The sequence below is a fragment of the Streptomyces hazeniae genome, from assembly GCF_031845485.1.
In the GTDB taxonomy this organism is placed as follows: Bacteria; Actinomycetota; Actinomycetes; order Streptomycetales; family Streptomycetaceae; genus Streptomyces; species Streptomyces hazeniae.
In genome coordinates this window covers 115,905-128,632 of sequence record NZ_JAVREQ010000019.1, presented here as the reverse complement: position 1 = coordinate 128,632, position 12,728 = coordinate 115,905, and the positions used below count along the sequence as shown (strand labels likewise).

At 76.4% G+C, this 12,728-nt stretch carries 10 protein-coding genes; 2 read left to right on the top strand and 8 right to left on the bottom strand.

All coding sequences use genetic code 11. The features are described 5' to 3' along the window. Position 1: 1 nt before the first annotated feature. A complete protein-coding gene (gene ybaK, locus RM572_RS20395; protein ID WP_311674813.1) occupies positions 2-505 on the top strand; it encodes a Cys-tRNA(Pro) deacylase in 504 nt (167 codons plus the stop codon). 4 nt (positions 506-509) lie between these two features. On the opposite strand, the gene RM572_RS20390 is transcribed toward ybaK, so the two are convergent. The 5 genes from RM572_RS20390 to RM572_RS20370 form a co-directional block, all read right to left on the bottom strand. Then, positions 510-914, bottom strand: a complete 405-nt coding sequence (locus RM572_RS20390; protein ID WP_394813657.1) for a cupin domain-containing protein — start codon at positions 912-914, stop codon at positions 510-512. Between the two features lie 14 nt (positions 915-928). Then, a complete protein-coding gene (locus RM572_RS20385) occupies positions 929-1,669 on the bottom strand; it encodes a hypothetical protein (RefSeq protein ID WP_311674812.1) in 741 nt (246 codons plus the stop codon). Between the two features lie 94 nt (positions 1,670-1,763). Further along, positions 1,764-2,564: an ABC transporter permease gene (locus tag RM572_RS20380; protein ID WP_311674830.1), complete on the bottom strand. Its 801-nt coding sequence runs from the start codon at positions 2,562-2,564 to the stop codon at positions 1,764-1,766. Positions 2,565-2,754: 190 nt separating this feature from the next. After that, the gene (locus RM572_RS20375; protein WP_311674811.1) at positions 2,755-3,780 is read right to left on the bottom strand and encodes an ABC transporter ATP-binding protein; all 1,026 of its coding nucleotides are present in this window, start codon (positions 3,778-3,780) and stop codon (positions 2,755-2,757) included. Between the two features lie 436 nt (positions 3,781-4,216). Then, positions 4,217-5,458, bottom strand: a complete 1,242-nt coding sequence (locus tag RM572_RS20370) for an NYN domain-containing protein (RefSeq protein WP_311674810.1) — start codon at positions 5,456-5,458, stop codon at positions 4,217-4,219. Between the two features lie 192 nt (positions 5,459-5,650). Here RM572_RS20370 and RM572_RS20365 point away from each other — a divergent pair, with 192 nt between their 5' ends. Further along, on the top strand, positions 5,651-5,809 hold the full coding sequence (locus tag RM572_RS20365) for a hypothetical protein (RefSeq protein ID WP_311674809.1): 159 nt from the start codon (positions 5,651-5,653) through the stop codon (positions 5,807-5,809). A gap of 183 nt (positions 5,810-5,992) precedes the next feature. Here RM572_RS20365 and RM572_RS20360 read toward each other — a convergent pair whose 3' ends face one another. The 3 genes from RM572_RS20360 to RM572_RS20350 form a co-directional block, all read right to left on the bottom strand. Further along, the gene (locus tag RM572_RS20360) at positions 5,993-6,865 is read right to left on the bottom strand and encodes an AraC family transcriptional regulator (RefSeq protein ID WP_311674808.1); all 873 of its coding nucleotides are present in this window, start codon (positions 6,863-6,865) and stop codon (positions 5,993-5,995) included. 114 nt (positions 6,866-6,979) lie between these two features. Further along, a complete protein-coding gene (locus RM572_RS20355; protein ID WP_311674807.1) occupies positions 6,980-8,584 on the bottom strand; it encodes an MFS transporter in 1,605 nt (534 codons plus the stop codon). A 142-nt stretch (positions 8,585-8,726) separates the two neighbouring features. After that, the gene (locus RM572_RS20350; protein ID WP_311674806.1) at positions 8,727-12,515 is read right to left on the bottom strand and encodes an nSTAND1 domain-containing NTPase; all 3,789 of its coding nucleotides are present in this window, start codon (positions 12,513-12,515) and stop codon (positions 8,727-8,729) included. Positions 12,516-12,728 lie beyond the last annotated feature (213 nt).

Genomic DNA, 12,728 nt, shown 5'->3' with positions numbered 1-12,728 from the left:
CATGGCGAAGAAGCAGAAGCGCAAGCAGGAGCAGGCCGGTGCGACACCGGCGACGGTCGCGGCGACGCGCGCCGGCGTCTCCTTCTCCACGCACGCCTACGCGCACGACCCGGCGGCGCCCTCCTACGGCGAGGAGGCCGCCGAGGCGATGGGCGTGGAGCCGGAGCGGGTGTTCAAGACGCTGGTCGCGGACGTCGACGGCGTGCTGACGGTGGCGGTGGTGCCGGTGTCCGGATCGCTCGACCTCAAGGCGCTGGCCGCAGCGGTCGGCGGCAAGCGCGCCACGATGGCCGACCCGGCGGCGGCCGAGCGGACCACCGGGTACGTGCGGGGCGGGATCTCACCGCTGGGACAGCGCAAGCGGCTGCCCACGGTCGTCGACGCCTCGGCGGCCGGGCATGCGACGGTGTGCGTCTCGGCGGGACGCCGGGGGCTGGAGATCGAGCTGGCGCCCGGTGACCTGGTCACCCTGACGGACGCGGTGACGGCTCCCGTCACGCGGTGACCGTCTACGCCTCCCGGCGCCCGGCGGGGCCGCGCCCGATCCGCATGCCCGGCCGGCGGGCGTGCACGGTCACGTAGGACAGCCCCTGCGGCCCGGCCGCCAGCCGCCGGCTGGACGCACGCGGCAGCCAGCACAGGGCGCCCGCAGCGAGCGGCTCGGTGGTGTCGCCGGAGGACAGTTCGCCCTCCCCGGCGACCACCAGTACCAGGACGTCCAGTTCGGGTTCGGTGTGCGTGTCGACCACCGCGCCCGGCGGCAGCCCGACCACGTTCGCGTCGAGCTGGCGTCCGGGCTCGGCGAGCTTCCACCGCACTCCGGCGGTCTGCCCCGCCGTGCCGGCGGAGGCGTCGTCCACGTCGCACAGCACGCGCGCCGCGCCCGGCGCGGGTCGTTCGGAGAATGCGGGCACCACGGTCTCCTTCCTCACCGCGCGGGCGGGGGCGGAGGCGGTCCCCAGGGCGCCGGGCCGACCGGTTCCGGATCACGCCTGCCGAACAGCGCGGTGCACGCGAGGTGGGCCAGGAGCGCCCCGAAGGGGTACGCCAGGAGGGCGCCCTTGGCCTTCAGCTCCAGCGGGCCGTCGAAGACCGTGCCCTTGCCCACGGCCCGTGCGTGGGCGACTAGGTCCTCCGTGGGGCCGAGCCACACCCCCAGCCGCCAGGCGATCACCGAGCCCAGCACGCCCCCCACGGCGAGGCCGACGACCAGCCCGACGCCTCCGGCCCGCCGCAGCAGGAAGACCACGGCTCCGGCGACCGCGCCGACCGCGACGCCGAGCAGCACGAAGGTGCCGTCGGCGCCGATGGCGTCCTCGCCCTCGGGACGTTCCAGGAAGACGGCACTGCCGTCGGAGACGAGCGGCACACGGGGGGCCAGCCACAGCCACAGGAGCCCGAGTACGACGCCGAAGGCGGCCACCCCGAGAGCGACCAGCACGCCTTCGCGTGCCGCGCGGGCCGGGTCCGCGGCGGGCGCTTCGCCGGGCCCGCCGAACGGGCCGGGTCCGAACGGCGCGCTCCCGTGCCCGGCCGCGCCGCCGGACGGGTGCGCGTCGCCGTTTCGGCCGGCGGCTCCCCCCGGCGGGCGGGGACCGGTGGACGGATGCTTCGCCCACGGGTCGTAGCGGGGGCCGTCGCTGCCGGAAGAGGGTGTCGGTGCCGTCACCCGGACATCGTGCCAGGTACCGGCGCCCGATCCGGAACGGGGCCGCGTCTTGCGGGGTGTCCCCGCGGCCGCGCCGGGCGGACGGCTGAGGGGGTCAGCGCACCGCGGCGCGCCGGTAGGCCCAGGTGGCGACGGCGAGGGACAGCACCCCGACGGCCGCGCAGACGCCCAGGTCCAGCACCACGTGCCCCCAGTCGGGGCGGGCCGCGAACGTGCGGCCGAGCGCCTCCACCCCGTAGGTGGAGGGCAGCAGGTCGCGCAGCCACTGCACGGGTTCGGGGAGCCGCCCGCCCGGCAGGACGCCGAGCAGCAGCGCCGCCGACATGCCCAGCTGCCCGCACACGGTGGCGAGTTCCGCGCGGGGCGCGAGCAGGCCCAGCGCGGCGCCGAGCCCCGCCAGCGCCGCACCGGTCAGCGGGATCACGGCGAGCAGGACCCAGAGACCGCCGAGCGGCAGGGAGTACAGCAGGCACCCCACGACGGCGGTGACGACCACGCCCGGCACGGTGAACGACGCGTACGCCCCGGCCGCGCCCAGTACCACCGCGGCGGCGGGCACCGGCAGCGTGGCGTAGTGGTCGAGGCCGCCGCTGGCGCGGAGCTGGCCGAAGTACTGGGCGAGCAGGTTCAGCGCCACGAACGCCACGACGAGCACGCTGGAGCCCGCGACGACCGCGTGCGCCTCCGCGCCGCCGTCGACCACGCCGCGCATCAGCACCATGATCCCCAGCGACTGGAAGGTGGCGACGAACAGCAGCGGGATGCGGGCGACGCGGGCGCGGGAGAGCTGGGCGCGGTAGACGGCGACCAGCGCCGGCCAGGTGGCGGCGCGCGGGGCGAGCGGCGCGGGTCCGGCGGCGGACGGCACGGGCCCGCGGGGCGGCGCGTGGGGCACGGAGTGGTCCGCGGAGGCGGGCACGCGGTCCGCCGTCACCGTCGCGGTCGCGCGGGCCGCGGCGACGCGGTCCCGGCGTGGCGGCCCGGCGAGACGGCCCGGCGTGGTGCCTGCTCCGCTGGCCTGGGCCGCGACGACGTCGTCGCGGGCGGCTGTGGTGCTCACCTGGCGCTGCTCCTCGGGTCGTGGTTCACGCTTTCACCAGTCCCTCCGTGCGGCCCCCGAGTGCAAGGTAGACATCCTCCAGGCTCGGGGTGGCGAGCGTGAAATCGTCCAGCGCGGCGAAGGCGGGTCCGCAGGTGACGGCGGTGACGGCCGCCCGCGCGTCCGCGGGCGTCATCCGCAGCGTCCAGCGCCGCCCGGACACGGCGGCGTCCGCGCGCAGCGCGGCGATCTCGGGCACGTCGAGCGGCGGGCCCTCCCGCCACACCAGCTCCAGCCGCACGTCCTCCCCCACCAGCGCCTTCAGCCCGCCCGGGGTGTCGCAGGCCACGACCCGGCCGCGGTCCAGCACGGCCACCCGGTCCAGCACCGTCTCCGCCTCGATGACGTTGTGGGTCACCAGCACCACCGTGGTGCCGTGCTCGGCGCGACGGCGGTCCACCGCGGCCCACACGGCGCGGCGGGCCAGGGGGTCCATGCCGGTCGTCGGCTCGTCCAGCACCAGCAGCTCGCGGTCACCGGCCAGCGCGGCGGCGACACACGCCAGGCGGCGCTGGCCGCCGGAGAGCTTGCTCAGCGGGCGCCCGGCGAGCGGGCCGAGCTCCAGCTCCTCCAGCACAGCGTCCCGGCTGCGGCGCGCCTCGTGGGCGCCCATGCCTCGCAGCCGTCCGGTGGTCTCCACGGCGAGGGCGACGGTCAGCTCGTCGAGGGCGGTCGAGTGCTGGCTCAGGTACGCCAGCAGCCGTGCCGCCCGCTCCGGATGACGCACGAGGTCGTGGCCCAGCACCTCGACGGCGCCCTCGTCCGGGCGCAGCAGCCCGGTGAGCTGCCGCACCAGGGTGGACTTTCCGGCTCCGTTGGGGCCGAGCAGCCCGAAGATCTCGCCGCGCCCGACGGTGAGGGTCACGCCGTCCGAGGCACGGACGGCGGGGGTCGCGGGCGCGCCGCGCCGCGCGCGGGCCGCGGGGTAGGTCTTGACCAGGCCGGTCGTCCGCACGGCGGGCCGCGGGGGTGTCTCCACGCCGCTCACCGCCTGCTCCGTGCCCGTCTCCACGAGCTACGAGGGTACGCGCCTCCGCGCCCGCCTCTCGCCGCGGGTGGCCTCCGCGGCGCCCTCCCGCGAAGCCGGCCGCTCCGCTTTCCCGGCGCACCGGCGCGCGCGGGCGCCGCCGTCCCGGGCGGAAGCGCTTTGACCCGGCACCCCCGATGCGGCGGAGCGCCACCCCGAGCACGGGGGGAGCCCGCGCCACCGTCTGTCCCCGCCGTGCGCACCGGCTCCCCCGGCCGGCACGGGCGCGGGCACGGCGGCGTCCGTTTCCGCTTCGTCCGGCCGCCCGGAACCGGGCCGCCTGCCCCGGCGCCGCCGCCGCAGCCGTGAAGGGGGGACGGACCTGCCGGCGGAGGGCGGCACGAGGGGAACCCACCGTCGATGCGGGACCTTCCCCGACCTCCTTGGCAGCGCCTCGTCGGCGGACGCGCGTCCCGGAGGGCTACGCGTCGGGGTGGGGCCGTTCCGTGCCCGTCCGCGTGTCGACCTCGCGCCAGAACCCGGCCCGGATCGCGTACCGGTCGTGCTCGTCGATCTGGTCGTCCTTGTGCGCGAGCAGCCCGAAACGGGCGGCGTACCGCAGGAGTTCGCCGTCGATGCGGTGCGGAATGCGCGGGTACTCCCCGGAGAGGTGCTCCAGGTGGACGGACGTGCCCAGGCGTTCCGTCCAGCGGCGGGCGAAGACCTGGCCGACCTCGAAGGGGTCGCCGCCGACGGCGGTGATGTCCTCCTCGCGGTCGGCCCAGCGCTGTTCGGCCGTGGTGAGCTGCGCCAGCATCGGCAGGGCGGCGACCTCGGCGCTCTCCGGAGGGACGCTGGCGCGTTCGACCCAGCCGCGGTCGGAGGACCAGCGCAGTGTCGCGTTCTGGGGCGCCGCGTGCGCGGGGGTGGGGGCGGGGGCGGGGCGGCCGAGTCCCGCGAGGTCCTTCGGCGTGGGCACGCCCTTGGCCGCCGGTGCCCCGGGGCCGGAACCGGCGCCGCCCTCGGTGGCCGGCTTTCCGGTGGCCCCCTCGCCGCCCCCGGCGGGGCGGGGCCGGGTGCCGCCGCCGTTCTTGGCGGCGTCGGGCAGCGGCGCGGCGAGGATCGCGGCGATCTCGGGCCGGGTGGCGGGCTGGGGCGGGCAGACTCCGGCCGGTTCCCGGGCGCGGACCGCCCGGGTGATCCAGGCGCGGTCCAGTACGCGTCGTTCGTCGGCCTCGGCGACCAGGTCCTCGGACTGGTTGTAGTCGCCGTCGGCGGCCTGGACGGCCCAGAGGTGGACGGCGACGCCGTGTTCCTTCGCGGACATCAGGCCGGGCAGCAGGTCCCCGTCACCGGTGACCAGGACGATGTCGGAGCAGGCGCGGTTGCGGGCGAGTTCGGTCAGCTCCGCGTGCATCGCGGCGTCGACGCCCTTCTGCGCCCAGCGTCCCTCGCTGCGGGTCAGCGCGCCCAGGCGCACGGTGACGCGCGGCATGACGCGGAGCCGGCGGTGTTCGGGCTGGGGCACCCGGTCGGGCGCCCCGTCGAACCAGTAGATGCGCAGCAGCGGCTGGTCCGTCTCGCTCTCGGCGCGTTCCCGCAGCGCCTGGATGAGGGCGGCGTGGTCGACGCTGATCCGGGAGCGGGTGGGTTCTCCGGCGAGCAGGCTGGCGGCGGCGCCCAGCAGGTAGCCGGCGTCCACCAGGACGACGCAGCGGTCCACGTTCCACCTTCTTCCCCAGCACGGTCCCCTTGAGTCTGCCCGACGGCGCGGTGGTTGACAGCCCCGCCCCGATCATCGGCGTGGCGGAGGACGCGGATCAGCCTCACTCATGGTGATTGCCCGACATGCGGCTTCTGTAGTGACATGTAACTCTGATTCCGGCCTTACCCCACGGATCACCTGGAGGCGATCATGGCCAAGCAGAAGAAGCAGGACCGGAGTCGGGCGCAGAAGCAGGGTGCGGAGCGCGCCCCGGAGCAGGGCCAGAAGGGCGCCGACGCGCGGGAGCAGACGGGTTCGCCTGCGGACATGGCGCGCAAGGGCAAGAAGCCCTCGTTCGGCCACAACTGACGGGACCGCGCCGCTGAGTGGACCAGCGGGTGCACGGGAGGGAGGGCGCACTCCGGGGTGCGCCCTCCCTCCCGTGCGTGCCCGGCGCTCCTCGTACTCCGAGCGCTCCAGGCGTTCCCGGGTCACCCGCCGCGCCGGGACGCCCACCGCCTCGGGGCGCGCCGCGCGGATGCCGGACGGCCGTCAGTCCGGCTCGACCGGGATCCAGAGTTCGGCGTCGGCGTGGGTGCCGTCCGGGGAGAGGCGGGTGGCGCTGATCTCCGGGCCGGGGCGGCTCCGGTAGGGGTTGGACGGGAACCACTGGGTGAAGACGTCCCGCCACAGGTACTGGAGCGCCTTCGGGAACTCGCCCGAGCTCTCGAAGACCGCCCACGTGCCCGCGGGGACCTCCAGGGCGTCCACGCCCCGAGGCGGCTCGGCGGTGGTCACCACGCCGTGGTGGTAGTCGAGTTCGCCGCCCTCCCGGCGCCCTTCGGGCACGTTGTGGCTCGCGGAGACGATGCCGCGGGGCTCCTGGTCGGACAGGCTCGCCAGGCGTTCCAGGACCGCCGGGTCGATGCCCCGGACGAACTCCACGATGGCCGGGTTCATCCCCTCGTGCACCAGCGGGACCCGTGTGCCGGGTCCCACCAAACGGAAGGCGGGCTTGTCCACGATCCGGTACCGCATGCTGCTGCTCCCTTCGACGACGAGGCGGAAGGTCATCCGGGGCTGTGCCGCGAGTGCGGCGCCGCGCCGACGCGCGTCCGCCGGGCCCACGCCGTGCTGGGCGCGGAAGGCGCGGGCGAACGCCTCGCCCGAGCCGTACCCGTGGCGGACGGCGATGTCGAGCAGGCTCTCCCGCCCCGCGAGCACCTCCGCGCCCGCGAGGGTGAGCCTGCGGCGGCGCACGTAGACGGACAGCGGCATCCCGGCCAGCGCGGAGAACATCCGCCGGAAGTGGTACTCCGACGTCGCGGTGAGGCGGGCGAGTTCGCCCGCCTCGACCGGCTCCCCGGGGCTCTCGCCGAGGCGTTGCTCGACGTGCTCCATCGCCGCGTTCCACCGCTCCAGCACCCTGATCCCCTTCCCTGTTCCGCTGTCGAAGCTACGGGCGGCAGGACGGTCCGCACCCGACATCTGCCGCCCCGGTCCGGTCGGGTGGCGCAGTGCGGCCGGGCAGTGCCGGAGTCAGCGCCGGGAAGGCGTGCGCACCAGCAGCAGCCACGCGGGGATCGACAGCAGCGTCAGCACCCCCAGCCAGAGCATCACCATGGCGAAGCCGTGCGCGATGCCGGCGGCGGCACCCTCGCGGACGGCCTGCCGTGCCACCGGGCCGAGGCCCTGTTCGACGACGCTGAGACGTTCGCCCACCCCCGTCAGCAGCCGGTCCACCCGCGCGTCGTCCCGCGGGGGCACGCCGGCCTCGGCCAGCCGCGCGTTCAGGCGAGCGGCGCCCGTGGAGAGGAACACCAGGGTGCCGATGGAGACGACGAGCGCGGCGGCGAGGTAGCGCACCACGTTGATGATGCCCGCGCCCTCCCCCGCGTGCTGCGGCGGAAGGGCGCGCAGCCCGGCGCCGGAGGGCGAGGAGAGGGTGATGCCCACACCGATGCCGAGGACGGCCGTGGCGGGCCACAGCTCCGCGTAACCGGTGGCGGCGTCGGTGCGGGCCAGCAGCAGCGCGCCCACCGCGGCGCAGACGAGGCCGCCGGCCACCGGCAGCCGGAAGCCCACGCGGTCGCAGAGCCGGCCGATGAGCAGGGACGCGGCGAACACGCAGGCCCCGTACGGGAGAAGCGCGGCGCTGGCGAGGAGGGCCGAGTAGTCGAGGGCGGCCTGGGCCTGGGCGTAGAGATTGAAGAAGTACAGCAGGCCGATGAGGAACAGCGCGTTGACGCAGGTGCCGAGGCAGGCCGCGATCAGGGCGGGTTCCCTCAGCAGGCGCAGGTGCAGCAGCGGTGACCGGCGCCGCGACTCCACCGCGACGAGGGCTGCCAGTCCCACCGCCGCCACAACGAAGGCGGCGACGACCGCGGGCGACCCGGCGCCCCACACCGGGATCTGCTGGAAGGCGAGGACGAGGGCCGGCAGCGCCACCGCGAGCAGCAGCGCCCCGGGGACGTCCAGTCCGGTCCAGGGTTCCCGGCCGGGCAGCCCGCGCAGCGCGTACTGGCCGGCGACGGTCACCAGCAGGGCCCACAGCGCGCTCCCCCACCACACCCAGCGCCAGGAGAGTTCGTCGGTGAGCACGCCCCCGATCAGCGGGCCGACGGCGAACGCGATCCCGGCGACCGCGCCCCACACTCCCTGCGCGAAGCCCTGCCGCTCGGGCGGGTACGCCAGCCGCAGCACGGCCATCGTGCCGGGCATCATCAGCGCGGCGCCCACTCCCTGGACGAACCTGCCGACCAGCAGCAGCGGCGTCGCGGTGCAGACGGCGACGAGGACCGCGCCGACCGCGAAGACCAGCAGACCCGCGGTCAGGACGGTGCGCTGGCCGAGCATGTCGCCGAGCCGCCCGCCGACCACCACCAGGGCGGCGACGACCAGCATGTAGATGCCGACCGCCCACCCCAGGGCGGTGGCGCCGATGTCCAGGTCCCCGGCGATCGCGGGCAGGGCGGCGTTGATGGCCGTGGTGTTGACGCCGAGCAGGAACAGCGCGGCGCAGCCGGTGGTGAGCACCGCCGCCGGGGGCACGTCCCGCGGACCGGCGCGCTCACCCGTGCCGCGGTGTGCGGCGTGGTCGGTCACGTGCAGCAGGCCGGCGCTGCGGACCCGTCCGAGGTTCATCCTGCCGACGCTAGGCGAGCGACGCCGCCGGGCACCGGGTCGCGCGGGCGGGCGCGGGCGCGCTCACCCTGGTGGCGCACACCGGGCCTCGCCGCCGCGCGCCTCTCCGCCGCGCGCGGGCCGGGGCGGGGCCCGGACCCGCTCAGTCCGCGTCGCCGCAGGGGCGCCGGTAGGGCAGTCCGGGCAGGTGCTCCCGCCACTCGGCGGGGGTCAGCACACCGCGGGTGCGGGCGCACACCGTGTCCGCTGCCCGGGCCGCGTCCAGGGTCCACAGGCGTGCCGTCAGGTCGTACCCGGCGGAGGCCAGGGTGGTTCCGCCGGGGCTGAAGGCGACCGTGGTGACGGTGTCGACGTGGCCGGTCAGCGGCTGTCCCAGCGGTTCGGCCGAGGCGGGTTCCGCGACGTCCCACAGCCGTACGGTGCGGTCGCCGCTGCCGCTGGCGAGCGTACGGCCGTCCGGGGAGAACGCCACCGACCTGACGGGCGCCCGGTGCGCGGTCAGTCCGGCGCCGACGGGCCGCGCGGCGGACCGCTCGGACACGTCCCACAGCCGCACGGCGCGGTCGGCGCCGCCGCTGGCGAGCGTACGGCCGTCCGGGGAGAACGCCAGCGTCCGCACCATGTCGATGTGGCCGGTCAGCGGCCTGCCGAGGGGGCGGGCGGAGGCCGGGTCCGCGGTGTTCCACAGGCGCACGGTGTCGTCCTCGCCGCCGGTGGCGAGGGTACGGCCGTCCGGGGCGAAGTCGAGTGAGGTGACCGGCTCCTGATGACCGGTCAGCGGCTCACCCAGGGCTGCGGGGCGCTCGGGTGCGGAGACGTCCCACAGCCGGGCGGTCCCGTCGCGGCCGGCGCTGGCCAGGGTCCGGCCGTCCGGGGAGAACGCCACGGCGAGGACGCCGCCCTCGTGCGCGTCCGGCGAGCCGTCCAGCGCCCGCGGGCGTCCGGGGTCGGTCACGTCCCACAGCCGTACGGTGCCGTCCTCGGCGCCGCTGGCCACGAGCCGGCCGTCCGGGGAGAACGCCACGGCTGCCACGGGGTCCTCGTTGCCGGTGAGCGGCTGTTCCAGGAGCCGCGGCCGGCCCGGCCGTTCGAGGTTCCACAACCGGATGAGCGCGTCGTCGGTGCTGGCCGCGGCGAGCAGGTCTCCGTCCGGGCTGTAGGCGACGGAGGTGACGGGGTTGGTGAAGTCGGTGAGCACGGACCGCGGGCGGTGCCAGAGCCGGACGGTGTGGTCGTAGCCGGTGGTGGCGAGCGTACGGCCGTCGGGGCTGAACGCGACCGCCCACAGTCCGCCGGTGTGGCCGGTGAGCGGGGGGCCGATCCGCTGCGGGTAGTCGGGGTTGGTGACGTTCCACAGCAGCAGGGTGTCGTCCTGGCCCGCGGTGGCCAGCGTGCGGCTGTCGGCGCTGAACGCCAGCGACCACACCGCCGCGGTGTGGCCGGTCAGCGCCTCGCGGCGCGGTGCGGGCCGTTCGGGGTGGGTGACGTCCCACAGGCGGACGGTCTCGTCGTAGCCGCCGGTGGCGAGCGTGCGGCCGTCCGGGGAGAAGGTGACCGTCCAGACGGACTCCTCGTGCGCGGTGAGCGGCTCGCCCAGCGGCTCGGGCCGCTCCGGCGCGGTGACGTCCCACAGCCGCACGGCGCCCTCGTAGCCGCCGGTGGCAAGCGTGGAGCCGTCGGGGGAGAACGCCACGGCGCGGACGCTTCTGGGGTCCACGGCGGTGCCGTCGCCGAGCTGCCGCGGGCGGGCGGGGTCGCGCACGTCCCACAGGCGCAGCGTGCCGTCGTCGTCGCCGGTGGCCAGGCGGGCCGCGTCCGGGCTGAAGGCGAGGGTGGACACGGTCCGGTCGTCGGCCACCGCCACCGGGGGCCCGAGGGGGCGGGGCCTGCTCCGGTCGCCGACGTCCCACAGGCGGAGCGTGCCGTCGCCGGCGGCGGCGAGGAGGTCGCCCGCGCCAGGGGCGAAGGCGACCTCGGACACCGGGCCGATTCCGGCGCGCAGCGGCTCGCCCAGCGCTTCCGGGCGGCCGGTGCGGCGCATGTCCCACAGGCGGAGGATGCCGTCGTGGCCGGCGCTGACGAGGGTCCGCCCGTCCGGCGAGAAGTCCACGGACGAGCCGATGTCGTCGTGCGCCGCGATCCGGGTGGACAGAACGGTCGAGGCGTCGCCGACCAGGCGGGTGTACAGGTCCGGTGTGGAACGCATCCGGTGCGCCGCGACGTCGAGGCGGGCGGCGAGGGAGGCGCGGGTTTCGCGGAGCCCGTCGGCCTCGGCGGTGACCTGGCCGAAGACGGCCGTGTCGCGCTCGGCCTGTGCGGTGGCGCGCAGCTGTAACGCGACCACGGCGGTGCCGGAGGCGAGCAGTACCAGCCCGGCCAGCACGGCCGTCACGGTGCGCCGCAGCCGTATGCCCCGTCGCCGCTGCCGCACCGAGGCGTCCAGGAACGTCCGCTCGGTGTCGGTGAGTTCGGCGGGGTGACCGGGGTCGGGGAAGGCGTGCCGGGCGTCGGCGAGGCGGGAGCCTTGGTACAGGGCCGCGCTCTCGCCGCCCAGATCCTGCCAGGTGCGGGCGGCGTCGGTGAGCCGCCGGTGGACGCGCAGGCGTTCGCGTTCGGCGTCGATCCAGCCGCGCAGCCGCGGCCAGGCGGTGATCAGCGCCTCGTGGGCGAGGTCGACGGTGCCGTCGTCGAAGGTGAGCAGCCGGGCCCGTACGAGACGTTCCACCACCGCCCGGGTGTCGTCCGGGTCGCCGAGGCGCAGTTCGTCGTGGCCGGTGGGGCGCCGGGTGTCCGGCGTGCCGTCGCCGGGGGTGACCAGGCGCAGCAGGATGCGCCGCGCCAGCTCGGCCCGGGGGCCGGTGAGTTCGCCGTACGCCTGCTCCGCGGTGCGGACGACCGCGCCGTGCAGGCCGCCCGCCGCCTCGTACGCCCTCTCGGTCAGCGCGCGCCCCCTGCGGTGCCGCCAGGTCTCCAGCAGGGCGTGGGACATCATCGGCAGGCCGCCCGGCTCGCCCTCCACCTCGTCCAGCAGCCGGGTGGTCAGCGTGCGTTCGACGATCAGCCCGGCCGCGGTCGCGGGCCGGACGACGGCCTCCCGCAGCTCCTCCCGGCTCATCGGCCCGACGAGGAGGGTGGCGTCCTGCAACGCGGCCGTGAGCCGCGGGTGTTCGGCGCAGCGGCCGAGGAAGTCCGCGCGCACGGCGATCACCACGCGGAGCCGGCTGCCCGGCTCGGTGGCGGCGAGCAGCCGGTCGATGAACGCGTCACGCTGTGCGGGGTCGGCACCGAGGGTGTACAGCTCCTCGAACTGGTCGACGATGAGCCAGGTGTCGGTGTCGCTCTCCGCGGCGGGCGCGAGGCGGTCGGCGTGCGTGAGCAGCGGGGCGTCCCCGGGGGTGAGGATGCGGACGGCGGACGGTGCGGGGCCGTCCTCCCCGGAGGCGCGCAGGCGCGGGATGAGACCGGCACGCAGCAGCGAGGACTTGCCGCTGCCGGAAGGGCCGAAGACGGCGGTGAAGCGGCTGCGCCGGGTGAGTGCGGTGAGCCGGTCGACGAGGCGGTCGCGGCCGAAGAACAGGGCGGCGTCGCCCGGTTCGAAACGGGTCAGGCCCCGGTAGGGCGGCGAGTCGTCGTCCTCCTCCGGGGGGCGGGCCGCTGCCTCGGCGGCCTGCCGCCAGCGCCCCTCCCACTCCTCCGGGTCGCCTCCGCAGGCGCGGACGTAGGCGAGGGTGACGGGGAGTGTGGGCAGTCGTTCGCCCGCGGCAGCCTGGGAGAGCGCGGTGACGGAGTAGCGGGCGTGCGCGGCCATGACCCGGTAGGTGGGACTGCCGGCCGCGCGACGCAGGTCGCGCAGCGCGCAGGCGAACCGCTGGACGGGCCCGGCCTCCGGATCGAGCTCCCGTTCCCGCCGTCCCACACCGCGTTCGCTCACCGGCGCGCCCCCGTCCCCGTTTCACGTCGTCCTGGCCCGGGGCCGTACCGGCTCCCGGCCGCCTTCGCCGTCCGTGCCCGGCCCGGCGCCCACGGTAGGCAGCGGGCGGGAGTGGCGGCAAGCGGCGTCAGGCCCTTCCCCACGGGGGCGACGGCTCGTTCACCGTTCTTTCACCCGGGGTGCCGCGTCTTTCGCCCGGGGTGCCGCGCCATT